The organism is Alteromonas sp. PRIM-21, from assembly GCF_027563165.1.
Classification (GTDB): domain Bacteria; phylum Pseudomonadota; class Gammaproteobacteria; order Enterobacterales; family Alteromonadaceae; genus Alteromonas; species Alteromonas macleodii_A.
Window position 1 is genome coordinate 1 of record NZ_JADOEK010000005.1, and the last position, 24,208, is coordinate 24,208.

General features: G+C 43.0%; 21 protein-coding genes. 11 read left to right on the forward strand and 10 right to left on the reverse strand.

Annotated elements, in window-relative coordinates; translation table 11 throughout:
- Positions 1-536: 536 nt before the first annotated feature.
- Positions 537-1,340, reverse strand: coding sequence for a CDP-diacylglycerol--serine O-phosphatidyltransferase (gene pssA / locus IW644_RS09025; RefSeq protein ID WP_136782349.1), 804 nt, complete (start codon positions 1,338-1,340; stop codon positions 537-539).
- 387 nt (positions 1,341-1,727) lie between these two features.
- On the opposite strand from pssA, the gene xdp1 (IW644_RS09030) reads away from it, so the two are divergent.
- The 3 genes from xdp1 (IW644_RS09030) to prsT all read left to right on the forward strand — a co-directional run bounded on the left by xdp1 (IW644_RS09030) (position 1,728) and on the right by prsT (position 6,593).
- Entirely contained in the window at positions 1,728-2,663 is a 936-nt protein-coding gene (xdp1, locus tag IW644_RS09030; protein ID WP_333473853.1) for an exosortase-dependent surface protein XDP1, read from the forward strand.
- A gap of 168 nt (positions 2,664-2,831) precedes the next feature.
- A complete protein-coding gene (gene xdp1 / locus IW644_RS09035; RefSeq protein ID WP_269917327.1) occupies positions 2,832-3,674 on the forward strand; it encodes an exosortase-dependent surface protein XDP1 in 843 nt (280 codons plus the stop codon).
- A 105-nt stretch (positions 3,675-3,779) separates the two neighbouring features.
- Positions 3,780-6,593 (forward strand): XrtA/PEP-CTERM system TPR-repeat protein PrsT, encoded by a 2,814-nt coding sequence (prsT, locus tag IW644_RS09040; RefSeq protein ID WP_269917328.1) that lies wholly within the window; start codon positions 3,780-3,782, stop codon positions 6,591-6,593.
- A gap of 18 nt (positions 6,594-6,611) precedes the next feature.
- Here the strand turns inward: prsT and dld are convergent, their stop codons facing one another.
- The 4 genes from dld to rluD all read right to left on the reverse strand — a co-directional run bounded on the left by dld (position 6,612) and on the right by rluD (position 13,026).
- Positions 6,612-8,315, reverse strand: a complete 1,704-nt coding sequence (gene dld, locus IW644_RS09045) for a D-lactate dehydrogenase (RefSeq protein ID WP_269917329.1) — start codon at positions 8,313-8,315, stop codon at positions 6,612-6,614.
- Positions 8,316-8,448: 133 nt separating this feature from the next.
- A complete protein-coding gene (gene clpB, locus IW644_RS09050) occupies positions 8,449-11,025 on the reverse strand; it encodes an ATP-dependent chaperone ClpB (protein WP_269917330.1) in 2,577 nt (858 codons plus the stop codon).
- A gap of 249 nt (positions 11,026-11,274) precedes the next feature.
- On the reverse strand, positions 11,275-12,030 hold the full coding sequence (gene pgeF / locus IW644_RS09055; RefSeq protein ID WP_269917331.1) for a peptidoglycan editing factor PgeF: 756 nt from the start codon (positions 12,028-12,030) through the stop codon (positions 11,275-11,277).
- A 12-nt stretch (positions 12,031-12,042) separates the two neighbouring features.
- The gene (gene rluD / locus IW644_RS09060; RefSeq protein WP_179983971.1) at positions 12,043-13,026 is read right to left on the reverse strand and encodes a 23S rRNA pseudouridine(1911/1915/1917) synthase RluD; all 984 of its coding nucleotides are present in this window, start codon (positions 13,024-13,026) and stop codon (positions 12,043-12,045) included.
- A gap of 185 nt (positions 13,027-13,211) precedes the next feature.
- Between rluD and IW644_RS09065 the strand changes: the two genes are divergently transcribed.
- Positions 13,212-13,976: an outer membrane protein assembly factor BamD gene (locus IW644_RS09065; RefSeq protein ID WP_269917332.1), complete on the forward strand. Its 765-nt coding sequence runs from the start codon at positions 13,212-13,214 to the stop codon at positions 13,974-13,976.
- Positions 13,977-14,103: 127 nt separating this feature from the next.
- On the opposite strand, the gene IW644_RS09070 is transcribed toward IW644_RS09065, so the two are convergent.
- The 3 genes from IW644_RS09070 to IW644_RS09080 all read right to left on the reverse strand — a co-directional run bounded on the left by IW644_RS09070 (position 14,104) and on the right by IW644_RS09080 (position 16,145).
- Positions 14,104-14,847 carry a ChrR family anti-sigma-E factor gene (locus tag IW644_RS09070; protein WP_269917333.1) on the reverse strand — a complete coding sequence of 248 codons (744 nt, stop codon included), beginning with the start codon at positions 14,845-14,847 and terminating at the stop codon, positions 14,104-14,106.
- Entirely contained in the window at positions 14,840-15,451 is a 612-nt protein-coding gene (locus IW644_RS09075) for a sigma-70 family RNA polymerase sigma factor (protein WP_179983974.1), read from the reverse strand. The genes IW644_RS09070 and IW644_RS09075 overlap by 8 nt, the downstream gene beginning before the upstream one ends.
- Before the next feature lie 118 nt (positions 15,452-15,569).
- Positions 15,570-16,145 carry an LON peptidase substrate-binding domain-containing protein gene (locus IW644_RS09080; protein WP_179983975.1) on the reverse strand — a complete coding sequence of 192 codons (576 nt, stop codon included), beginning with the start codon at positions 16,143-16,145 and terminating at the stop codon, positions 15,570-15,572.
- 257 nt (positions 16,146-16,402) lie between these two features.
- Between IW644_RS09080 and IW644_RS09085 the strand changes: the two genes are divergently transcribed.
- The 5 genes from IW644_RS09085 to IW644_RS09105 are packed head-to-tail and all read left to right on the forward strand — an operon-like array spanning position 16,403 to position 20,838.
- A complete protein-coding gene (locus IW644_RS09085) occupies positions 16,403-16,846 on the forward strand; it encodes a nuclear transport factor 2 family protein (RefSeq protein WP_269917334.1) in 444 nt (147 codons plus the stop codon).
- Positions 16,843-17,562, forward strand: coding sequence for an SDR family NAD(P)-dependent oxidoreductase (locus IW644_RS09090; RefSeq protein WP_179983977.1), 720 nt, complete (start codon positions 16,843-16,845; stop codon positions 17,560-17,562). Before IW644_RS09085 ends, IW644_RS09090 begins: the two co-directional genes overlap by 4 nt.
- Before the next feature lie 11 nt (positions 17,563-17,573).
- Entirely contained in the window at positions 17,574-18,839 is a 1,266-nt protein-coding gene (locus tag IW644_RS09095; protein WP_269917335.1) for an NAD(P)/FAD-dependent oxidoreductase, read from the forward strand.
- On the forward strand, positions 18,836-19,579 hold the full coding sequence (locus IW644_RS09100) for a DUF1365 domain-containing protein (protein ID WP_269917336.1): 744 nt from the start codon (positions 18,836-18,838) through the stop codon (positions 19,577-19,579). The genes IW644_RS09095 and IW644_RS09100 overlap by 4 nt, the downstream gene beginning before the upstream one ends.
- Before the next feature lie 2 nt (positions 19,580-19,581).
- Complete coding sequence (locus IW644_RS09105; protein ID WP_269917337.1) at positions 19,582-20,838, forward strand: class I SAM-dependent methyltransferase; 1,257 nt, start codon at positions 19,582-19,584, stop codon at positions 20,836-20,838.
- A gap of 99 nt (positions 20,839-20,937) precedes the next feature.
- On the opposite strand, the gene IW644_RS09110 is transcribed toward IW644_RS09105, so the two are convergent.
- Complete coding sequence (locus IW644_RS09110) at positions 20,938-21,867, reverse strand: flagellar motor protein MotB (RefSeq protein ID WP_269917338.1); 930 nt, start codon at positions 21,865-21,867, stop codon at positions 20,938-20,940.
- Positions 21,867-22,628 carry a flagellar motor protein PomA gene (gene pomA, locus IW644_RS09115; RefSeq protein ID WP_012518934.1) on the reverse strand — a complete coding sequence of 254 codons (762 nt, stop codon included), beginning with the start codon at positions 22,626-22,628 and terminating at the stop codon, positions 21,867-21,869. The genes IW644_RS09110 and pomA overlap by 1 nt, the downstream gene beginning before the upstream one ends.
- Positions 22,629-23,025: 397 nt before the next feature.
- On the opposite strand from pomA, the gene xseB reads away from it, so the two are divergent.
- Together xseB and IW644_RS09125 are read left to right on the forward strand one after the other, a co-directional pair.
- The gene (gene xseB, locus IW644_RS09120) at positions 23,026-23,268 is read left to right on the forward strand and encodes an exodeoxyribonuclease VII small subunit (RefSeq protein WP_136782332.1); all 243 of its coding nucleotides are present in this window, start codon (positions 23,026-23,028) and stop codon (positions 23,266-23,268) included.
- Positions 23,269-23,297: 29 nt separating this feature from the next.
- Complete coding sequence (locus tag IW644_RS09125) at positions 23,298-24,188, forward strand: farnesyl diphosphate synthase (RefSeq protein WP_179983982.1); 891 nt, start codon at positions 23,298-23,300, stop codon at positions 24,186-24,188.
- The last annotated feature ends 20 nt before the right edge of the window (positions 24,189-24,208 follow it).

Below are 24,208 nucleotides of genomic sequence, written 5' to 3' on the forward strand. Positions count from 1 at the left end.
ATGTGTTAGGCCTGCCGCCAGCGTTCAATCTGAGCCATGATCAAACTCTTCAATTAAATATATCGAAATATGAATCGTCGTTGTGACACTCTTAACGAGTGCCCACACAGATTGTCTTGTCTAAATTGTTAAAGAACGTTGCGACTTCGTCGCAATTCACCAGAAGCCGTTGCTTCTTAGTGACCCACCCTGTTCGAGTGAGGTGCGCATTATACGCTGGAAGTTTTCGTTGTCAACACTTTTTGAAAATTTATTTTCTGAAGCGTTTCTTCTAAACTCCCGTCTTTACTGGCCTATGTAGGTAGTAGAGACTTACTTCAGGAGGGTTGCCGTTTTGCTTTTCCCCCGAAGCGGATGCGCATTTTAGGGAAATGAGCGCTCACGTCAACACTTATTTTAAATAAATACAAAAAAAGCGACCATTCGGTCGCTTTTCACTCTATTCGTTTATTATGCAGGCAGAATTATGGAAAAGAGCTCTGTCTAATAACACTAAAAGAGGTTTCCCTCTTTTCATAAAGACTAGAACTGCCTACTTACTGCTTAGAAACGTCTTCACTTTCGCTTTGGTTCTTTTTATCAGCATTGAAGTCCGCGTCTTCTTCGTGATCGCCTACCACGTCATCTAAAGTCACTTTCTCTACCGTGCGGAAAGTATTGATAGGCCCTGCCAGTGCATACAAGGCAAATACTAAAAATAGTACAAGCGCTGGCTCTGTTGCAACAACAACGAATATTAAAAGCACTAATAGAAGGCCAACGAATGGAACCTTGCCATGCCAGTTAACTTCTTTGAAAGAATTATACTTAAAGTTACTCACCATAAGTAAGCCAGCTAAACCAGTTACTGCGGCCACAATTAATCCGTAGTCAGTCCCTACTGCATCATACTCGACACCAACCCAAACAAGACCGGATACAACTGCCGCTGCCGCTGGACTAGCAAGACCTTGGAAGAAACGCTTATCAGCGATGCCAACCTGTGTATTGAAGCGAGCTAGACGCAATGCTGCACCGGCTACATATACAAATGCAGCTAACCAACCTAACTTGCCTAGTTCTGTTAATCCCCAATTATAAGCAACAAGCGCAGGTGCCATACCAAAAGAGACCATATCGGCCATAGAGTCATACTCTGCGCCGAAATCACTTTGCGTATTTGTCATTCGAGCTACGCGTCCGTCCAGTCCATCAAAAATCATCGCGACAAATATAGCAACCGCTGCAGCTTCAAAGCGGCCGTTCATTGATGATACAACAGCAAAGAAACCAGAAAACAAACCTGCTGTTGTTAATAAGTTGGGAAGTAAGTATATCCCTTTACGTTTTTGTTCAGACATATGTCCTCGTACTTCTACATGTAATTGAGTTAATTATTTCATAGATATGCAAGAAGGCATAGCAAAGTAAAGATACAGCCAGCTTCCATACATAAATTTCTGCGATGACATATTCAAAAAGCTTTGCAATACATTTAGATGAGTCCACTTTATCAAATAAGGACAACGCACAAAGGCTAATAATTTAGAACCTGCTACCTTACTTACCTCGCCAATCAGTAATAACTAGGTATACGGTCACATACCTTAAACAGGTCACCGTTTATATATCATACAACTCCATGTTGAAACTAAGTACTTTCCAAAAAAGTGTGTGTATATAAATAGTACAACGCTTGGAAGGATTGTACTTGAAGCGCTATGCGCTTTTTATATAGGAAAGTAATGATGCGATTACTAGACAAAACCCTTTCTTCCAAGACCTTGCTATTGCTTTCGATGGCGTTAGTATCGACGCTGAGCGCCAATTCTGCATTTGCTACCTATTATAAAAAGCATGATTACTCTTACTGCGGCTCATCGGGTAGCAGCAACACCCAGAGTAAACAGTGTAACTCGCCGCTTGGTGAGTATACCTATGATCTAGTCGACGATGGTGTTTACAATAGTGTTAACCCTGTTAACTCTCCTGTGGAGATTGATGGCGTAAACATTTCTTTGTCCGCATTTTCAGATACTAATAATGTGACTGGCGAAACAGTGGTTGCCGCTAGCCTACAAAAAATCTCAAATACTTGGGCTTATGGAGTTACCAATAATGACGAAGCTTACTACAACGGTAGTTCTGACCATGCTATCGACAACCTAAACTATTATTATGAAGGTAGTAAGGCTGCATATAAAAGCGGAGTGACCAATGTTGAGCGTGATTATGACTTTGTACTGCTTTCATTTGACTCTGCAGTGACGCTAACTGGCGCGAGCTTTTCATGGTTATATAGCAGTAATGATAGTCAAGTTTCAGTAGCTGCCTTAAATGACACCTCTGCTTTGACCTCTGGTGTAAATACATGGAGTGATATTGTTGCAGACGCGCTTACTTCTGCATCTTATGATATCGAGAACTGCGACTACCTAGAACACCGTGCAGATTTCGCATTCACTGAATCTGCGCAATATTGGCTCGTAGGGGCATACAACACAGTATTTGGCAATATTGGTGGGTACATTGGCAACGATGCTTTCAAACTTGCTAATGTTGGTTTCTCAATTACAGAAACGACAGGAACACCGGATACTACAGAAGTGTCTGAGCCTGGTACTATCGGCTTGTTAATGGCTTGCTCTCTATTCGTCATGTGGCGCCGTAAAAAAGCCATTTAAGAAAATTAGACTTTAGATCACTGACAGGTGGTACAACCTGTCAGTTTTTTTTACTCACGACGACAACAACTTAAAATACAATCTTAAAATCAATAGGATACAAAGCGGCACACTTAATGCTTACACGTAAAACATATTTTGTTTTTAGCATTACGTGACGGATAATCCATGAAGTATATAAAGAGAGCGGCTCTTTGCGCTATGTCACTTCTTAGCAGCACAGTTTTCGCAAATGACAGCACTTTAAATGAAGAAACCTATTCGTTGGGTTCTACTAAATATATAAGCGAATCTCTTAACCCGCTTTCATCGAATTTCATCGAAATAGATGGCCAAAAAATCTATGTTGGAATCACCGGTTGGGCCGATACTGGCGGTAGTTCAGACTTGGTATTAGAACAAGGCGCTATTAAAGGTTGGGAAAACAGCAAAGGCGTCTGGGGCTATGGTCTCTATAACAATGACACTCGACATAATTCGCAATACGGAACCTATGACACTCATAGTCTAGATAACTATACAAATGAAGGCTCCCAAGACTTTGATATGTTTTTAATTTCGTTTAGCGAAGAAGTTACGTTAACGAGTGCTTCATTTAGTTATAAACATGGTGGTGATGGAGAAAGAGAAATAACGGTAGCAGGACTTAAAAATGCTAACGCCTTTCAGGATGCTGTAAACTCAACTTGGAGCGATGTTTATAGTACTATAGTTGAGAACACACTGGGCCATTTTAGTTTGGGGAATAAGGTTAATGGTGTATTTGAATCAAGTTTCACAAACACTATTTCTGGAACAGCTCAGTATTGGTTAGTGGGTGCTTACAATACTGTATTCGACAAAAACAATACATCTCACACTGGAATAGGCTTAAAACTCTCATCTTTAAATATTGGGTTGAAAGACAACACGCAGCAGCCTCCCTCAACAGAAGTCAGCGAGCCAGGTGCCCTTGCACTGATGAGCTTAGGTTTGGGTCTTGTTCTTTATCGACGTAAGCGTCGCGTTTAATTGTTTAAAAACGCTTAGAAAACACGTATCTTTAGAAGGTGGCTTAGGCCACCTTTTTTTATGCTATTTTTGAGCCAGTGGCTAGGCTAAGTTTCGAAGGTTTATATGGATTTTTTTAATAATAAAAAGCGAATTGTACATCGCGCTATTATCTCTGCAGTTGCCTCATCGTTAATCACTTTCAACAGTTTTGCTACTACATCTGAAGATTACGAAAAAGCGCTCACCGCGTTTAACCAAAACGAGTATGACGAAGCCTATATCCACCTTAAAAACAGCTTACAGAAAGACCCTGAGAATCTAGCTGCAAAAATTCTTATGGGCGAAATGTTGCTTATAAACGGCTACTTAACCGCGGCCGAAATGGAGTTTGTAGAAGCACTTGAAATGGGTGCTGACATTAACCTTCTGGCAGAACCGCTTGGCAACACATGGCTATTTCTAAACAAGTATCAAAAGATTGTGGACTTTTTAGACTCAGACAAGCTGTCAGGTGAAGCAGAGCGTGAATGGTTGATGATTCGTGCAACCGCGTGTATTAGATTGGAAGACGAGCAGTGCGCCTTACGCGACTACAACAGCATCGTTTCCCTTTCGCCAGACTTCGTACCTGCCATTAATGGTCTAGCGTCTATTGCCCTTCAAAACGAAGATTTATCTAAAGCAAACTCTCTTATCAATAAAGCCATGTCGTTAGAACCAGAAAACGCAATAACATGGCGATTGAAGGGCCAGCTTGCTTACCGGCAGGGAGATACTGACGCAGCAACCGCGCATTTACAAAAAGCCCTTACGTTCAACCGGGACGACCCTATTGCCCTGCGTAATTTAGTAGATTTGTATTTAGAAGCGAAAGACTACGATACAGCAAAGCTATTCGTTGATGAGATCATTGAAGACACGCCTAATGATCCTCTGGCCATTTTACTCAATAGCTGGTTGCAAAGCAGAGACAACCAACAAGCTATTGATAACGAGAAGCTAAAAGAGCTTAATGATTTTATGGCGCAGCTTGACCCTGAGCTCATAACTTCGCAACCTATGTTGCTATATATCAGTGGTTTAACAAACTTCTTTAATAACAACATGGAAACAGCTGCGAAAGACTTTAATGGCTATTTGCAACAAGAGCCTGATGACTTACAGGCTGTATTAATGCTAAGCCAAGTCTATATGGCAACACAGCAAGACAAACAAGCGCTTGCGCTGCTTGAACGCCATCAAGATGCGTTAATGGAAGACCCTGACTCAGCACTTCTTCTAGGTGACTTATTTATTCGCCAAAACAAAGCGTTCAAAGCTGAACGCCTACTGCAAAATCTTGAATACAAATACCCTAATGAGAACAAGCTTCAGCTTTTCAAGATTAAATTAATGGCTGCCAGAGGTAAGCAGGACGAAGCGCTATCGATTCTTGAAAAGAATTTGCCGACCTACAAAGATAACGCGGGTTTTCTATTCACTTATTCATTAATGAATTTACAAGCCCAGCAGTTTGATAATGCTTTAAAAGGCGCAAACCTGCTAAGTGAACTTTATCCTGACGAAGCTGAAGTGTACAACTTAAAAGCCGGCATCTTGATAAGACAAGGTCAGTTAGAAGAAGCTAAAACCAATATCGAAAAGGCGCTGGCACAGAACCCTACCCTCTTTCCAGCAAAATTCAATTTAGCAGCTACAGAGAGTCGTTTAGGGAATGTAGATAAATCTAACCAACTTGTAGAAGAGCTACTTGCTTTGTCCCCTCAGCATAACGAAACTTTAATGCTAAAGGCGTTTAATTTAACCAAAGCGGGCGCCGTAGAAGACGCGAAGCAAATTTACCTCGATATATTAACGCTCAATCCTTCGAATATCGGTGCTAGAGAGCGCATTTCATCTTTATACCAGCAACAAGGCGACATCAAGAACGCACTGTATCATTTAGATTTGCTTATAAAAGATGATTTCGACAATGCTGACTACCTTCTTCGTAAAGCTGCCCTTCAGTTAGGGAATAACCAGCGTGCAGATGCCGAAAAAACGCTAAGCATTGTAAGAAACTTTATTAACGACGACGCGGGTAAATTAATTGCCTATGCCGACCAAGCCCGAAACATTGGTGATAGCGAGGGCGCGTTAAACGCCATGGCTCGCGCACACGACATAGCCAAAACGAGTACTTTTGTAACTTTGCGTTATACCAGCTTATTGTTAGATTTACAAAAAAACGATAACGCACAGTCGCTATTAGCGACCATTCCAGCAAACCAGCAAGAAAATCCGGTCTATCACTTTCTGAAGGGAAGATTAGCTGCGAATAAGGGTAATGATGAAAGTGCGATTAACGCTTTCGAAAAAGCGCTAGACGTGGATGCTGCTTTTGCACAGGCATTTATTGCGATCTACAACTACGCATTAAACGAACAATTTGTTGATGTTTTTTTGAAAACCGCGCGAAAACTTGTTCGTGAAAATGAAAATAACCTGCTGGCGAAAAATCTGCTGGCTCAGTACCTTTTCTTTATACAAGAGTTCGAGGAATCAACAGCACTCTATAAAGAACTTATTGAAGAGCCCAACCTACTTAATCCAGCAGAAGCCTTTAATCGCTTAGCTATCATGCATATTGAAAAATCGCTAATTACCGCGAAAAACTATGCGCGACAAGCTTATGAGCTACAGCCTAACTCTTCTAAAATACTAGACACATTTGGACACATTAAAGCGCTACAGGGAGATTATGAGGGTAGTCTTAAAATGCTTAGAGACGCTTTCGCAAGAGACGCTAATGACCCCAACATTCGCTATCATTTGGGGTACACGCTAGCAAAATTGAATAGAACTGAGGAAGCGAAGAAAGAGCTAGAGTATGCAGTAAATGTAGAGCGACCTTTCTTCAGGCGTCCGCAGGCTAGAGCATTATTAGAGAGCCTTTAAGGCTCTCTTCACATATAGCTATAAACAGCACGAACAATTGCGTTTGTGCTTCTCCATCTTACCAATGCCTGGATTAAAGGTATTGGTAGGGTCTAGCTCTCTGTAAAACTGCTGTAAAGTACTCTCTGCTTTATACAGATGCCCAACATTATGCTCGGCAGGATATTTAGCACCTCGGCTATCTAATAGTGCCAACATGTCTGCTTTGACTTTGTGAGCGTCGCTTCCCTTCTTTAGTATGTAATCTTGATGAAAAACATGACAGAAGAAATGTCCGTAATAAAGCGGCTTTTCAACATGTTTGGCTATGTGCTCAGGCAATTCTTCTACCCAAAACTTGTCATTGCGTCGCAGGGCAATATCTAACGCCAAAATATCCCCTACTTGTTTGTGATGCATCATTTGATAACGCACCGCGGCACCTGCCGCTGCGAAGCGAAGTAAAAAGGCTTTAGACGCCTCCTCTTCATTACAGGTAATGTAGTCACCATCTAGCTTCTCTTCAGCAAACAGTTTGGCTAAAAGAGTCTTTGCCTCTTCAATACCACCATCGCTCATCTTAAGAATAAGGTGGTGTTCGTACTTGTCGCGGTAGGCTCTCAAACTTGTAGGAATTTGGTCAGGGAAAAACTTACTCACAAACTGCATAATGTTGTCGCTTAGGTAACGAGGCATAAAAGGTAGTTTGTTAAGCACAGCATCCACCCGCCCTTTAAGTGCAAACATTTTAGGTAGTGAATCTGTACCCAAACGTTCAATACTCAATATCGTGTCTTTGCCATACACATCTGCAATATCAAACATTTCTCTATGCAGGTATTCACCTACTTCAGGAATATTTTCAAACGTCGACAAAATGTCTCTGCGTATACGGGTAAGTACACCAGCATCGTTTGTACCGATATAAAACGTTTGTTCTTTTTTTGGTACTTCGAATGTATCTAAGCGAACGGCAAAAACGGCAATTTTACCCGCGCAACCGCTGGCTTCATATAGTCTTGATGGGTCAGCATTGAAGCGACTAGGCGAACTAGCATTTACATCTCGAACGAGCTCTTCATAGTCACTAGCTGACGCTTTTTCACTCGTTTCTGGGAGTGATTTTGGAAAGTTGCCTGATGCGAGATTACCGATAATTTCTTCAGGTGATTCACCCAAGTCTATCCCTAAGTGATTCGCCAGCTTTAAGTCACCGTTAGCATCTACTTGAGCGAATAGCGACAACTCCGTATAAGCGGGGCCTCGTTTAACCAATGCGCCACCAGAATTATTAGCTACACCACCAACGATAGACGCCCCCAAACAGGACGAGCCAATAACCGAATGTGGCGCGCGGTCAAGGGGCTTTAACATTTTTTCAAGCTTAAACAAGGTTGCCCCAGGAAAACTCAATACCTGGTTTCCATCGTTTATTAGAACAATATCATCCATTGCTAGGGTGTTAATAACTACCACAGGTCTATCGTAATCGTCTCCGCTTGGTGTAGAACCTTCCGTTAACCCGGTTTTGGCTGCCTGCATAATGATGATGCAGTTATATTCAACGCAAACCTTAAGCACTTCCCAATATTGCATTAGCGTGTTTGGAAACAGCACGGCCAATGCCTTACCTTCGCCCGAGCGCCACCCTTTTCTGTAATGTTCAGTCTCACGTTTTCCAACGGCAAGGTTGCTTTCCCCTAGTACGCGTTTAAATGCGTTAATAATTGGGGCTGTTTCCATGTATGACTCCTAACACTCATGCTGAAATTGCTCTAGCAAGTAAACTAAAGGAAAAGACAGTGCCAAGGCAATAATAAAGCAATAAAAAAGGCACTGTCTCCAGTGCCTTCAAATTAAAGATTTGGCTTGATGATTAACTGCTTACTACAAATAGACCGCTTTCGTCAGCATCAATACGAATGGTTGATTCCGGTATTAATTCACCCGCTAGCAGTTGCTGTGCGAGTGGATTTTCCACCTGCACTTGTATCGCTCGCTTAAGTGGCCGTGCACCAAACACAGGGTCGAAACCTGCGTCTGCTAACTTATCCATTGCCGCAGCAGAAAGAGTAAGTTTGTAACCTTTTTCCGCTAGTCGTGCTCTTAAGGAAGCAAGCTGAATTTTAGCAATAGACTTAATTTGCTCTTTACCTAACGGATGGAATACCACTATATCATCGACGCGGTTAATAAATTCAGGTCTAAAATGCTGCCCTACAACGTTCATTACCGACGCTTTCATATCGTCATACTGACTTTCGTTGTGTTTATCTTGGATGATGTCTGAGCCTAAATTAGACGTCATGATCACCACGGTATTTTTAAAGTCTACCGTGCGACCTTGGCCATCAGTTAAACGGCCGTCATCCAACACTTGAAGCAGAATGTTAAATACGTCTGGATGTGCCTTTTCAACCTCATCCAATAAAATAACCGAGTAAGGTTTGCGACGTACCGCTTCGGTTAGGTAGCCACCTTCCTCATAGCCAACATAGCCAGGAGGCGCCCCGACTAAGCGTGCTACCGAGTGTTTTTCCATAAACTCAGACATATCGATACGCACCATGGCGTCTTCAGTGTCGAACATGAAGCCAGCCAAAGCTTTACACAACTCCGTCTTACCCACGCCAGTTGGCCCTAAAAATAAGAAAGAGCCAATAGGACGGTTTGGATCGGCAAGCCCCGCCCGTGAACGGCGAATAGCATTTGAGACTGCTTCAACAGCTTCTTCTTGCCCAACTACCCGTTTATGAAGTACGTCTTCCATGCGTAACAGCTTCTCTCGCTCGCCCTCAAGCATTCGCGCTACAGGTATACCTGTCCATCGAGAGAGAACATCAGCAATTTCAATGTCTGTTACTTTGTTTTTAAGCAACGTGGTCTCTCGGGTCTCATTTTCAGCCGCTTGCTCTAACTTTGCTTCAAGCTCAGGGATACGGCCGTACTGAAGTTCCGACATACGATTCAAATCAGATGCTCGACGGGCAATTTCTAAATCTAGCTTTGCTTGTTCAAGCTCCCCTTTGATAGTTTGGGTGCCCTGCATGGCATCTTTTTCATCCACCCACACTTTTTCAAGCTCTGCGTACTTGGTTTCTGCCTGCTCGCGCTCAAGTTCAATCATTTCAAGGCGCTTATGGCTCGCATCATCTGTTTCTTTAGCAAGCGCTTGCTCTTCCAACTTAAGCTGAATAATCCTGCGCTCCAAACGGTCCATATCCTCTGGCTTAGAGTCTATTTGCAAACGAATGCTAGAGGCCGCTTCATCAATAAGGTCGATGGCTTTATCGGGCAATTGACGGTCACTAATATAACGATGCGACAAACTTGCCGCTGCGACAATAGCAGGGTCAGTAATATCTACCGAGTGATGGAGCTCATAACGCTCTTTTAAGCCTCGAAGAATAGCAATAGTGTCTTCTACGCTTGGCTCTTCAACCAATACTTTTTGGAAACGACGCTCAAGCGCAGCGTCTTTTTCAATGTACTGACGATATTCGTCTAACGTGGTTGCTCCCACACAGTGAAGCTCACCGCGTGCCAGTGCTGGTTTGAGCATATTCCCGGCGTCCATGGCGCCATCGCCCTTCCCTGCCCCTACCATGGTGTGCAGTTCATCAACAAATAGAATGACACGGCCTTCTTCTTTAGCCAATTCGTTTAGTACTGCCTTCAAACGTTCTTCAAACTCACCACGGTATTTAGCTCCCGCCACTAACGCGCCCATATCTAAGGCAAGAACGCGCTTGTTCTTCAAACCTTCAGGCACTTCGCCGTTAATGATGCGCTGCGCTAACCCTTCAACGATGGCCGTTTTACCCACACCTGGCTCACCAATAAGCACGGGGTTGTTTTTGGTTCTGCGCTGTAGCACCTGAACGGTACGTCGAATTTCGTCATCACGCCCAATTACCGGGTCGAGCTTGCCTTGCTCCGCTCGCTCAGTTAAGTCTGTGGTGTACTTTTCAAGTGCCTGGCGCACGTCTTCAGCGTTGGGGTCTGTCACCTTCTGTCCGCCACGCATATCATCGATAGCGCCTTCAATGGCGTCTTTGGTGATATTCAAACTTTTAAGAATTTCACCTAATCGCCCTTTATCTTCAAGGGCAGCTAACACGAAAATTTCCGACGTTATATATTCGTCTTTTCGCTGCTGAGCTATTTTGTCGCAAAGGTTCAGCAGAATACCACTATCCTTGCTCAACTGAACATCGCCACCAATGCCTTCAATTCTAGGTAAGCGTTCAATAGCCTGACTCAATGCAGAGCGTAGCGCATTAACATTGATGTTTGCTTGATCAAGTAGCGGACGAACTGAACCACCTTGCTGGTTTAGCATGGCGGTCATTAAATGGACAGGTTCAATATATTGATGGTCTCGCCCCAATGCGAGTGATTGAGCATCGGATATCGCGAGCTGAAATTTACTGGTAAATCTATCTAGTCTCATATTCTCAACCTAATGAATAAACAACTATACCTGCGATAACACGCCGCGATTACGAACATTTTAACTCTCGCTGAGTGGGTAATGATCTGTGCGGAATGGTATTCTTTATGTTCTAGTTATGTAGGCTGCTCAATTGCGATTCAAGTACGAGATTGAAAAGTTAGCCAAAAAATAACAAATACTGTAGGAATTTTGATGTAGCGCAAATAAATGATGGGATTAAGAACTACTGCCCTTAGGGCCGGGTATCTAAAGCATACCTATTACGCTAACCATTCGCCCAGTTGTGCGTTTGTTTTGGTGAGTAGCTCTTCGATGCGAATAGAAGCGTCGCTCGTCAGTGTAAGTACACAGGTTACTTTGCGTAATATCTTCAACGCCAGTTTGCTGCAATTGCATCTGTGCTACTAGAGGTAAATCTAATAAGTACTTCCCTTTATTAGTACTATTGGCAATAGCGCCATCTATGTGGCTAAATTTACTTGCCAACTGTGCATCTACTTCATAGCAAGCGCCGCTAATTGCAGGTCCTATCCATGCTATGAGCTTATTAGCATTACAGCTAAAGTGTCCAACTGCATTGGCGATAATGTTTGTTTCGAGACCTTTCCAGCCGGCATGCACTGCAGCTACTAGTTCACCACTTTCATCACACAACAAGATGGGCACACAGTCTGCGGTCATCACCGCACAAAAGTGTGACTTGGAAGAAGAGTACGCTGCATCCGCAGTGGTATCCACGCTTGGCAGTGACACCACCCGATTACCGTGTACTTGCTCTAGCCACGTTATTTTTTCGCTGTGTGGGATCAGGCTTCTATTGGCTTTAACTAATAAAAGGTCATCCCCCACGTGTGCACCAACATTTAGACCTGCAAAATCCCCCATACTACCGCCCCCCAATCTTGTCGTTGTATATGCGACAATGTTAGAGGGGCATGACCATGCCGGACTGATTAAATCCAACGATGACGTAATAGGTGAATTTGCAGCTGAAAATGTCATAGTGTCATCTGCTTAAAGCATATCTTGCGGGTTGTCTGCAGAGTCTTTCTTCACCGCCTTAAGCAAGTCTTGCATATCTTGAGGCAGAGGTGCCTTCCAGGTCATCCACTCTTCGGTCTCAGGATGGAATAGCGATAGCTGAGCGGCATGTAACGCTTGGCGCTGGAATCCGCGAAGTGCAGCAATAAATTCCTCAGACGCACCTTTAGGTAAACGCGGACGCCCGCCGTACACCTGATCGCCTAACAGCGGATGCTTTATATGCGCCATATGCACGCGGATTTGGTGCGTACGACCGGTTTCAAGTTTCAAACGCAAGTGAGTATAAGCGCGGAACTTTTCAATAACGCGATAATGCGTTACTGCTGGTTTACCCATTTCGCGAACTGCCATGTGCGTGCGCTTTGTGGCATGCCTGCCGATAGGTTCATCTACAATACCACCCGCAACCATAGTACCTAAAGCGATGGCTTCATATTCACGGCTCATCTCACGGCGCTGTAGCTGATCCACAAGGTGCGTTTGCGCAGGTATTGTTTTTGCTACTACCATCAGACCCGTAGTGTCTTTGTCAAGACGGTGGACAATGCCTGCTCGGGGAACTTTGTCAATTTCAGGATAGTGATTTAGCAATGCATTAAGCACTGTACCGCTTGGATTTCCCGCACCAGGATGCACGACTAAATCAGCAGGTTTATTTATAACTAAAATATGCTCATCTTCGTAAACAATATCTAGCGCAATGTCTTGCGCAACACTTGTTACCTGCACGTCCATTTCGGCTTGTACAGTAATGAGTTCATCCATTTGCATTTTGTGTCGTGGAACGGTGATTACTTCACCATTTACCGAAACATTCCCGTCTTGAATCCAAGTTTTTAACTTAGAACGAGAATATTCAGGGAACAAATCAGCCAAAACCTGATCTAAGCGTAAACCAAAATGCGCAGCTTCCGTTGAAGCTTCTAATTGTATTGTGTTCGGCGACTGTGTCATAACACCATTGATTACGTCTAAAAAAGGGTATTATAACAAGTATTCACGCTGTACACTGCCTTGTTTACGTTTTTGTATGGTTTTTCTCGTCGTTAGTACGTTAGAATGCAATTAAAGTGTTGTTGTTTAACACATGAGCTTAGACAGCGAAGTATTAAACTGTTTAGCAGGAAAATAGAATTATTATGAAATCATTTCGTCTACTGGCTCCCGTTTTATTGGGCGCTATGGTATCTGTCGCAGGATGTAGTTCTTCAGATAAAGAAGAGAAAGCCGTTTTAGCTAACATGGGTGCACAGCAACTGTATGACAGAGCAAAGCAAAGCATGGAAGTCGGTAACTTTAGCGCTGCTGCTCAAACGTTAAGTGCGCTAGATTCCCGTTACCCGTTTGGACCACTGTCTCACCAAGTACAGCTAGATCTTATTTACAGCTACTACAAGTCGGGTAAGAATGAAGAAACACTTGCCACCATCGACAGATTTATCCGTCTTAACCCTAATCATTCGGATGTTGACTACGCATATTACATGCGTGGTTTAACTAACATGGAATCAGACAGTAACCTATTCCAAGAGTTAATGAACATCGATCGTACGGATAGAGACCCATCAAAATCTCGCGCAGCGTTTGAAGACTTTCGTCGTTTGATTCAGCAGTATCCTGACAGCAAGTATGCGGCTGATGCGAAGCAGCGTATGGTTCATATTAAAGACCGCTTGGCGCGTTATGAAATTGCAATTGCACGTTTCTACATGAGAAGGGAGGCGTATGTTGCTGCTGCCAACCGTGGTCGCTATGTTATTGAGCACTTCCCGAACACTACGCAGGTCCGACAAGCCCTGGAAATTATGGTTTCAAGCTACGAACAGCTTGGTCTAACTGAGCTTCGTGATAACGCCATGAAGACACTTAGACTTAACTATCCGGATAGCGAGTTTATTAGCTAGTCTAAGCAAGTTCGAAGCGCGAACGACTATTGAACATTAATATTTAAAACGAAAAAACGCACTTAAGTGCGTTTTTTGTTATTTAGCGATTGTAAGCAAAGAAGCAGACAAGCAACCGTTTTAAACCTTAGCGGAAGAAGAGATGGCTAAATGGATTTAATAGTCTCGCTAAACCGGAAGTAAAGTGTAATGGCTGATCTACAATGCTAAATACTAAGCAACCTTCTTTTCCTTCAGCTTTGGGCGTATGGGTCTTTTCACCATCCATGAAAATAAAGTCGCCGGTATCATAGCGGCTAAGTCCATCGCTAAACTCACCATCAATAACTAGCGTGTATTCGGTTCCTCGGTGAGTATGCTCTGGCACACTACCGCCACCGCCCATAAATATAAAATTGGCTACACCCTGATTACCTAAATCAACTGGGGCCTGCCATAGCTTACCGACTAAACTAGACCAGTTCCCGGTCTTGTCGATATACCGGTGAAGGGTTCTAGGCAAAGTAAACGTCCTGCCATCCAATTCAATAGTATTTAATTTTTCTGATTTAGATGGTGCAAGAGGCTTTTTAAAAGATTCTCGATACTCAGAAACACCAACAGTTTCGACACTGCCGTCAGGGGTTTGTGGGAGTTGTGTAATTTGTGAAAACATATCGCCAAACTGAAGGGAAGCATCAGAAGTCGCGAAAGCATTTTCGCTTACAGATGACACCATTTGTGCAGCTAAGCTTTCTGTCTCAATCTCAACGAATCGTTGGCATTTCGGACACATATCACAATGTGCTGAAACCATTAAAGATATAGCAGGTGACAGCGTGCCCTCAACGAAATCTTTAAGTTGTTGGGCACTGGGATGAAACCTAATCATTATCGTTTAACATGACCTTTAATCGTTGAAGCGCCAAACGCGTGCGTGACTTTACCGTTCCTAACGGAATGGAAAGTTCATCGGCAACTTCCTGTTGAGACTTGCCATCAATGTAGATAGCTTCAACTACCGCTTTTTGTTTTACCGGCAGTGATTCAAACAAGTGACCAATTTGCTCTAAAGTAACTTGCTCGTCAAGTGGCGCCTCATTAGCATCTGCAGTTTGCTCACAAAGCACTGGCCACAGGTCATCAGAGCATACATCTTCTTTTCGGTTCTGCAACTTACGCAACATATCAAAGCGTATGTTACGCGCAATTGTGAATATCCATGTCGATGGAGACCCTTTCTCAGCGTTGAAAAGGTGCGCTTTTTGCCAAACATTTGACATAGTATCTTGCACAAGCTCCATAGCTAACGCTTCATTACCCATTTGTTTTAAAGCATATGAACGTAAGCGAGGTGCGAAGTAATTAAATACTCTAGCAAAGGAGCGTTTGCATCTGGCGTCAGCAACCGCCACTAGGTAATCAGACATTTCAGTAGCACATTCTTTAGGTTTGATTGTGCTGTTGCTTTGTTCCAAAGGAATTCCAACTAACATAAGATTCGTCCGCTTTTCCGTTTTGGTTGTATCATTCTACGACGTTCTGACTTAAAACGTTTGCGAAAAACGCAAATGTTGGATTACGAATTTGTAATGTCAACTTCAACTCTCAAAACTAGGCAATCAGTGCAGAAAGATAATTTACCAAACTAGTACATTCTCTTTGTGCTAAAAAATGCTGTTTTTGCGAGCCATCCACTGGCAGTAACTCCAACCATCTATTTAATACCCAGTTGGGACAATCAAATTTTGGTGAGTCGTATAACGACGCCAGTTCTTCGTAATTTCCAAATATTTCTTTAAGCCGCTCGTCCATAGGCGCTATTTGTTGAGGGGCCAAATCGCATTTCCAAGGCGCTAACACCTTACAACTTCCAGTGCGAAGACCGTCTTTTTCGACTTCAATGCTACTTACCTCAACTAAGTGAGAACCAGCAACCTTTATGCCAAGCAACCCATCGTCGAGCATATCAAAGTCAACAACCTGTGCGTATGTCCCTATTTTATGGATATGTTCATTTGAATCTTTGTCACCGTTTGCATTTAGCATACACATCACAAAGCCTTTATTTTCGGCACATGCCTGCTTAACCATACGCACATACCTAGGCTCAAAAATACGCAACGCCATTCTGCCTTCAGGCAAAAGATGCGCAGATAAAGGAAATAAGGGAAAACGTTCTACACTCATACTCAACACTTCCGAAAACACGAAAATACTTACGCGACCGAGTACAAATAGGATCGAATGGGAAAATTTTTCACAGATAAACTGAAAAACATGATCTTAAGTTCAGCAATTAATGTAATTTAGATTTTGTATAAAAATACTAACAGATTTGATATCAGAGACTTGCAATCGATAATCAAAAAATGGTCGAGAGATTAAAAGAAAGTCACAACTTATCTGTCAACCGGTACCTAATATTTTAACGTGAAGGATGCTATATGGATGTCATCGCGCGCTTTTGTAAAATTTACACAGATATATGTCAGATATCTCCAGATGACTTGGAAGACATCTATGCCAGCGATATTACATTTATCGATCCCATCACTGTGCATAACGGAATAGACGAAGTTAAAAGCTACTTTTCTAACCTTCTTACCCAGGCCGAAACGTGCAAGTTCGATATAGCAAACATTTTCCAGTGCTCTGTACAAAATAACCAAAGTCAATCCGAGGTGACTCACGTCATAAACTGGACAATGACCCTCGTCCTCAAAAACAAGACTAAAAAGATAACGCTAGACGGTACAACGCAACTTGGCGTTGCCGATGACATCATCATTTACCACAAAGATTATTACGACTTGGGCGAAATGGTTTACGAGCACGTACCTATCTTAGGTTTTATAATCAAAAAGATAAAAGGGAAGCTGGCAAAATGAAGAGTATCTTAATTACTGGCGCAACATCTGGAATAGGTAAGGCATTAGCAATCAAGTGTGCAGATAATGGGTATAATGTCATTGCCTGTGGACGAAACCAAGATGCCCTCGATGAGCTTAGCAAACATAGTAATATTAGCGCTTGTCAGTTTGATGTGTCAGATGTGGAAGATACAAAGCGAGCATTAGCAAATGTTAAGTTCGATATTGCTGTACTTAATGCTGGTACTTGTGAGTATGTCGACCTTGAAGATTTCGAACCAGACATGTTCCGCCGCGTTTTCGAGCCTAATTTTTTCGGAGTAGTCCACTGTGTTGATGCGCTTCTCCCGAGATTAAAAGATGGCGACAAGCTAGTGATAGTCGACAGTATGGCCCGTCTATTGCCTTTCACACGCACGCAAGCTTATGGCTCTAGTAAAGCTGCCCTTCATTATTTTACGAAGTCTTTAGAAGTCGATCTTCACCATAGAGGTGTGAAAGTACAGGCAGTATCGCCCGGTTTCGTTGAAACACCTTTAACCGACAAGAACGACTTTGAAATGCCGATGAAAATTAGCGCTGAGGAAGCCGCTGAGGCCATGCTCAAAGGAATAGAAAGTAATAAGCAAACCGTTTTCTTTCCTCGCTTCTTTGGGTTTATTCTGCGATTTATGCACATATTGCCGACGCCAATTCAAAAGCGCTTATCCGTGGCCATGCGAAAAAAACAATAAGAGAAGTAAGAATGAATAATAAGATTGCCATAATAGGCACAGGTATTTCAGGGTTGACCTGCGCACACCTTTTAAATAGACAGCATGACATCACCGTTTACGAAGCGAATGACTACATTGGCGGTCACACGGCAACAAAGAAAATCGATGATAACGGCCAGACACATCATATTGATACGGGTTTTATCGTCTTTAATGACTGGACTTACCCGAACTTCATAAAGCTTATTACTCAGCTAAACGTTGACTACCAACCAACAGAGATGAGCTTCTCTGTTATGAGTAAAAAAGCAAACCTAGAATACAACGGTAATAACTTAAACAGCTTATTTGCACAGCGACGTAACATTCTTCGACCTAAGTTTTGGCGCATTGTTAGAGACATACTGACGTTCAATAAAGCGTGTAAAGCCATGGTGGCTGATAAGCGCGACACGTCTTCGTTAACGCTGGAAGATATTATTAAAGAATTAGGGCTAAGCGACGATTTCGCGCGCTACTATATACTACCTATGTGCGCAGCAATTTGGTCTAGTAGCCTCGAACAGACGAGGAAGTTTCCGTTAACCTTCTTCCTGCAGTTTTTTAATAACCATGGCCTGCTCAATATTACTGACCGACCACAGTGGTACACAATTAAAGGTGGCTCAAGCCAATATATCCCCCCACTGATTGCGCCATTTGAGTCTAAAATTAAATTATCTACGGCGGTAGTTTCTGTGGCCAAAAGCGATGATAAGTGGGAAGTTACCGATTCATCTGGTGCAGTTGTGACCTTCGATCATGTCGTGTTTGCGTGTCACAGTGACCAAGCGCTAAAAATGATTCATTCTCCTACTTCACTGCACAAAGATATTCTAGGCAATATTCCCTATGCGGAAAATGATGTAGTAATGCACAAAGACACTGATCAATTACCTAAAAGGAAGTTGGCGTGGGCTAGTTGGAATTACAGCTTAAAAGAAGACTCAAGCGAGGAGGCCCGCCCCGCTTCTGTCACCTACAATATGAACATTCTCCAGCGATTAGAAGCAGAGAATACTTATTGTGTAACGCTGAATAATACGCCTGAAATCGACGAAAAGAGTATTTTGCGAAGCTACCAATACGCGCACCCGCAGTATAGTGCCAACATGGTTGAAGCGCAGTCACGAAGAAATGAGATTTGCGGAGTGGATAACTTACATTTCTGTGGTGCCTACTGGTACAACGGTTTCCATGAAGACGGCGTTACCAGTGCACTAGACGTTTGTGCTCGTTTTGGTGAAGCCCTGTGATAGAAAGCGCGATATATAAGGGCAAGGTATATCATCAACGTTTCAAGCCTACCCAACACAAGTTTGACTACGACATTTATCTGTTTTGGTTAAAGCTTGAAAGCGACGAACTTAACGAGCTATCCGATACGCTGATGTATTTTAGCGCGCATACCAAAGCACGAGTTCGATTCAAGCGAGAAGACTATTTAGGCGACGCTTCTATTCCCTTGAAACAAGCCGTGTTGCAAAGAATGACCGAATTAAATGATGGTAAAGCGCTAAGCGGCGACGTTTTTATGCTTGGCCAATTACGCATGTGGGGGCTTTATTTTAGCCCGGTAAATTTTTATTACCTTCGCAACGCAGAGGGTAAATACACCCATATGCTTGCCGAGGTTAGCAATACTCCTTGGAATGAGCGCCATCACTATCTTGTAAATCTAGACAGCCAAGCCGATACGCCTAAGGCTTTTCACGTGTCGCCTTTTAACCCTATGGATATGACCTATAAATGGTCGATTTCCCAGCCTTCGTCTAGACTTTCTTTAGCGATGGATTGCGTAAGAGAAGACAAAGAATTTAGCGCTGGGATTAATTTGACCAAATTTACTTTAGATAATGCGAATCTATCTGCTGCACTTAAACGTATACCCAGTATGACAATAAAAACCGTGGCCGGAATTTATTGGCACGCGCTTAAGCTATTGCTAAAACGAACGCCACTATATACACACCCAGAAAAGAGTCAGGAACAATAACAATGTCTTTCGGTGAATCTGTACTACTGACCACCTCAGAGGTCTCTTTTGTAGATAAAACTTGTAGAACACTATTTTTGAAGTGTTTAAATCAGCTTCCATTTGGTCGCTTAACTATCCAAGAAAACGGCGATGTCGTTGCGCGGTTCGGCACCGACGAAAGCGACTTGCGCGCTACGGTAAATATCAAAGATGTGCAAGCCTATCGAAAGTTGTTACTTGGCGGCAGTGTGGGGGCTGGCGAGGCGTACATGGATGGGTTGTGGGACAGTGACGATGTAACAGCCGTAGTAAGGATTTTCGCACGGAACTTACCCACCCTAGATGAGTGGGAAAATAAGTTCAAGTGGCTGACCATGCCCATCAATAAAATTCAACATTTTGCGCGTCGAAACACAAAAGACCAAGCTAAAAAGAACATTGAAGCGCATTATGACTTGGGCAATAAGCTTTACACCCGCTTTCTTGATCCAACAATGATGTATTCATCAGCAATATACCCAGATGCAAATGCAACGCTAAACGACGCGCAGAATTACAAATTAAAAGCCATTTGTGACAAATTACAACTTTCTGAAGCAGACCACCTTTTAGAAATAGGCACTGGCTGGGGCGGCCTAGCTGTTTTTGCGGCAAAACATTACGGCTGCAACGTAACAACAACCACCATTTCAGAAGAACAGCACGCCTGGGCAAAGGACTGGATTGAGCGAGAAGGTCTAGAAAGTAAAATTACGTTACTTAAAAAAGATTATCGTCTACTTGACGGTAAATACGACAAACTGGTTTCCATTGAAATGATTGAAGCGGTTGGCAAACAGTATTTAGGTAACTTTTTCGAAAAATGTGCTTCTCTTTTAAAAGACGACGGTCTTATGTTACTTCAGTCGATAACCATTGATGATAGACGTTATGATAGCTACTCAAACAGCGTAGACTTCATACAGAAATACATTTTTCCGGGTGGTTTTTTACCATCGCAATACCAGCTAAATGCTCATCTTAAAAAATACACGAACATGATGATCCGTGATTTACACGATATTGGTGTGGACTATGCAAAAACCCTTAACCACTGGTATGAAACATTTATCGCGGCGAAAGATGAATTATTAAATGATGGTTACGACGAACGCTTTATGCGTATGTGGACCTACTACCTGAAATACTGCGAAGGTGGCTTTCTAGAAAGAACTATAAGTACTGTACAACTTGTTATATCTAAACCTCAATACAGAGGGGATTTAGCCAGAGTTTGATTCTCGTTGTTGGGTGATACCAGCAAGCACTTTGAAACCAAAAAGCGGTGCCATATGGCACCGCTTTTTTGAGGATATTGCATTTCAAAGGCGTAACGCTTAATCGTCTACCACTGATATAGGTTTAGATATCATTGGTTTACCTTGGTTAATATTAATTTCCACTCGGCGATTCTTAGCTCTATCACTTGCAGTCGTGGCATTTTCGACAATAGGATTAGTATCTGCTTTGCCTACAACAGACATACGGCTTTCATCAAATCCAGGCGCTGAGCGCATGGCTTCGGCCACCGCAACAGCACGTTGCGACGATAGATCCCAGTTCGAACGATAGAGCTCATTGGCAATATGCTGTCCGTCACTATGGCCAGAAATCTCAATTTCACCAGGCACATCCGCTAACAATGAACCAATTTTTCTTAATACAGGCTGAAATTGTGGCTGCAAGAAAGCAGACCCTGCTGAGAAAGAGCCATTCTCTCGAATACGAATGGTAAGCTGCTGCCCCAGCGACTCCATCTCAACCGAGCCATCTAAAATTTGCTTTTCCAATTGTTGGGCCACCTTTTTCATCAACTCAGCCATTTGAGATTGATCAGTGCTTTGCTCAGCAGATGAAGATGACTCAGTAGCCGTTTGTTGAGACTGACCGCCGCGTTGTTCGCCACGCTGTTTTTGCCTTCCGCCGGCCGAGTCCTCGTTTCCTGCCTGAAACTCTAGCATTTGCTGTGTCATTTCGTTGGTTTGCTGTTGTATAGATTCAATTGGCGTAGGATCAGGCTTACCAGGTCGAAACTCCATAGCTATTACACTGGTACCCTTTGGAATATCTTTTACTTCAATTTTATTTTGTACACCGAAAGCGAACTTCATCGAACCCGCTATTTGCTTAAATTTAAGTACGTCCATCTCTGAAAATGAAAGCAGAAGTACAAAGAAGCACATAAGCAGTGACATTAAGTCTGCGAAGGTTCCCATCCAAGCTGGAAGCCCCTCGGGGGGGCATTTTGGGCATTCTTCTTCTGCCATTATTCTTCCTCTGCGCTTCCGCGTTTACTCGCCGCCAGGTAGTTTTTCAATACGCCTTCAATAACTCGCGGGTTTTGACCGTCAGCTATACCGACAATACCATCTAGAACAAGGCTCTGATTTAGCTTTTCTTCCCCCGCTCGCACAGACAGCTTGAATGCAATTGGCAAACAGATAACGTTGGCGAAAAAGGCACCATAAAGCGTTGTGAGTAGTGCTACCGCCATTGCGGGGCCGATAGCTTTGGGGTCATCCATGTTTGATAGCATGGCAACCAAACCAATCAAGGTGCCGATCATACCCATGGCGGGTGCAATATCGCCCATACCTTTAAAAAACGAGGCGCCGAAATCATGTCGCTCTGACGTCATAGAAATATCTTTAGCAAGTGTCTCTCTAACCACCTCGATATCGTGGCCATCAACCAGCATGTCTACGCCTTTTTGCATAAATTCGTTCGAGATTTCCGCTTCCTCTAAAGCCAAGAAGCCACCTTTTCGCGCCGCATCCGCCATCTCTACGATTTTCTCAATAAGCTCTTCTGGCGATTCAATCTTAAACATGAAAGCTTTACCAGCAATCTTACCCGCACCGAAGAATTGACCTAAAGTAAATTGTGACAAGACAACAAACAAAGTCCCACCAAACACGATCAATATCGATTGGACGTCGATGAACATGCCTAAGCTGCCGCCTAGAATCATAGCCATAACTATGAAACCAATGGCGCCCAACATACCTATGACGGTTGCTAAATCCACTCACTCTTCCCCATTTATGCGCAGTCAGTGCTGTTAATGTACAAATATTCTATCGGCAACGGATAAAAATACTAAAACGACATTATTGAAAAATATCATATTTATTTGTTTTTTATTAAGTGTGACTTTAAAAAACCTTGTTCAGTCTTCTATATATCGACCATGCTTATAGCGTTCGCCTACCTATCAGAACACGCATGCATTCTTTTATTTAAAGTAATGTAGCCACTTATTTCGAATATAGCACAATATCTTCATATTCAACGTGGTCAACTGCATGAAAAAAAAGCTATATTGCTGTGATATAGGCGATATACGGACAAACCATTTGACCCTTGTGCGGCCCTCGGTTAATGTGCGCGGTACACGTATTTTGGCCAATGTATTGAGTGTTTTTATGACGACAGAAAAAGCATCAGCGTCTTTTGAAGAAACTTTATCAGAACTAGAAGCTATCGTTAACGAAATGGAAAACGGTGATCTGCCGCTTAATAAAGCACTGGAAAAATTTGAACGAGGTATAGCATTATCTCGTCAAGGCCAGCAATCACTTGAAAACGCCGAGCAAAAGGTGAAAATACTGCTTAGTGAACAAGGCGAAGAAACGCTTCAAACTCTTCCTGAAAGTGAACAGCCGTAAAACGTTCATTTTTAACTTACAGGCGACCTATGAATTTTTCTGCTTTGCATCAGCAAGTAAAACAGCAAACTGATGCATCCCTTCTTACCTTAATTGATGATTTACCCGATTACGCACCGCGCCTTAAAGATGCGATGCGTCACGCATTGCTTGCGGGTGGTAAGCGTATGCGTCCTCTACTAGTACAGGTTGTAGGAAACACGCTAGACGTGCCCAAAAAAGATCAGATGGCTATAAGCATGGCTATTGAGTGTGTGCACGCCTACTCGTTAGTTCATGACGATTTACCAGCCATGGACGATGATGATTTACGTCGTGGAATGCCAACGTGTCATATCGCCTTCGATGAAGCTACGGCTATTTTAGCGGGGGATGCTCTGCAATCTCTTGCATTTACTGTACTAGCTGATGCTCCTTTAAGCGTATTTGCCGAAACCAAGCGCGGACAACTGTTGTCTGTACTTGCTAAAAGTGCAGGATATGTAGGAATGTGTGGTGGCCAGGCAATTGATTTGGCCAGTACAGGTGAGGCCATCTCGTTAGAAGAACTAAAACAGCTCCATAGATTAAAAACCGGAGCATTGCTAAAAGCCTGTGTTGAAATGGTTGCTATTGTCAGTGAAGGCTTATTGCCACAAACTAAAACTGACTTAATGGCTTATGCCGCCGATATCGGGCTAGCTTTTCAAGTTCAAGACGACATTTTAGACGTTGAAGGCAGCAGCGAGAAATTAGGTAAACCGGCAGGGTCAGATGAAGCATTGGGTAAAAACACGTTTCCCGCCAAGCTTGGAATGGCTGGCGCTAAACAAGAATTAGAAATGCTTCACAATAATGCACTTCAAGCATTGACGCGTTTACCCTACAATACTGACAGTTTAATTGCGTTTAGCGAGCTTTTGGTAAAACGCGACCATTAGCCACGCGCCATGTTGAAAAA

Bases quoted from the DNA above. Each gene is read 5' to 3' on its own strand.
- pssA (WP_136782349.1), bottom strand. From the start codon at position 1,340: ATGTCTGAACAAAAACGTAAAGGGATATACTTACTTCCCAACTTATTA.
- xdp1 (WP_333473853.1), top strand. From the start codon at position 1,728: ATGCGATTACTAGACAAAACCCTTTCTTCCAAGACCTTGCTATTGCTT.
- xdp1 (WP_269917327.1), top strand. From the start codon at position 2,832: ATGAAGTATATAAAGAGAGCGGCTCTTTGCGCTATGTCACTTCTTAGC.
- prsT (WP_269917328.1), top strand. From the start codon at position 3,780: ATGGATTTTTTTAATAATAAAAAGCGAATTGTACATCGCGCTATTATC.
- dld (WP_269917329.1), bottom strand. From the start codon at position 8,315: ATGGAAACAGCCCCAATTATTAACGCATTTAAACGCGTACTAGGGGAA.
- clpB (WP_269917330.1), bottom strand. From the start codon at position 11,025: ATGAGACTAGATAGATTTACCAGTAAATTTCAGCTCGCGATATCCGAT.
- pgeF (WP_269917331.1), bottom strand. From the start codon at position 12,030: ATGACATTTTCAGCTGCAAATTCACCTATTACGTCATCGTTGGATTTA.
- rluD (WP_179983971.1), bottom strand. From the start codon at position 13,026: ATGACACAGTCGCCGAACACAATACAATTAGAAGCTTCAACGGAAGCT.
- IW644_RS09065 (WP_269917332.1), top strand. From the start codon at position 13,212: ATGAAATCATTTCGTCTACTGGCTCCCGTTTTATTGGGCGCTATGGTA.
- IW644_RS09070 (WP_269917333.1), bottom strand. From the start codon at position 14,847: ATGATTAGGTTTCATCCCAGTGCCCAACAACTTAAAGATTTCGTTGAG.
- IW644_RS09075 (WP_179983974.1), bottom strand. From the start codon at position 15,451: ATGTTAGTTGGAATTCCTTTGGAACAAAGCAACAGCACAATCAAACCT.
- IW644_RS09080 (WP_179983975.1), bottom strand. From the start codon at position 16,145: ATGAGTGTAGAACGTTTTCCCTTATTTCCTTTATCTGCGCATCTTTTG.
- IW644_RS09085 (WP_269917334.1), top strand. From the start codon at position 16,403: ATGGATGTCATCGCGCGCTTTTGTAAAATTTACACAGATATATGTCAG.
- IW644_RS09090 (WP_179983977.1), top strand. From the start codon at position 16,843: ATGAAGAGTATCTTAATTACTGGCGCAACATCTGGAATAGGTAAGGCA.
- IW644_RS09095 (WP_269917335.1), top strand. From the start codon at position 17,574: ATGAATAATAAGATTGCCATAATAGGCACAGGTATTTCAGGGTTGACC.
- IW644_RS09105 (WP_269917337.1), top strand. From the start codon at position 19,582: ATGTCTTTCGGTGAATCTGTACTACTGACCACCTCAGAGGTCTCTTTT.
- IW644_RS09110 (WP_269917338.1), bottom strand. From the start codon at position 21,867: ATGGCAGAAGAAGAATGCCCAAAATGCCCCCCCGAGGGGCTTCCAGCT.
- xseB (WP_136782332.1), top strand. From the start codon at position 23,026: ATGACGACAGAAAAAGCATCAGCGTCTTTTGAAGAAACTTTATCAGAA.
- IW644_RS09125 (WP_179983982.1), top strand. From the start codon at position 23,298: ATGAATTTTTCTGCTTTGCATCAGCAAGTAAAACAGCAAACTGATGCA.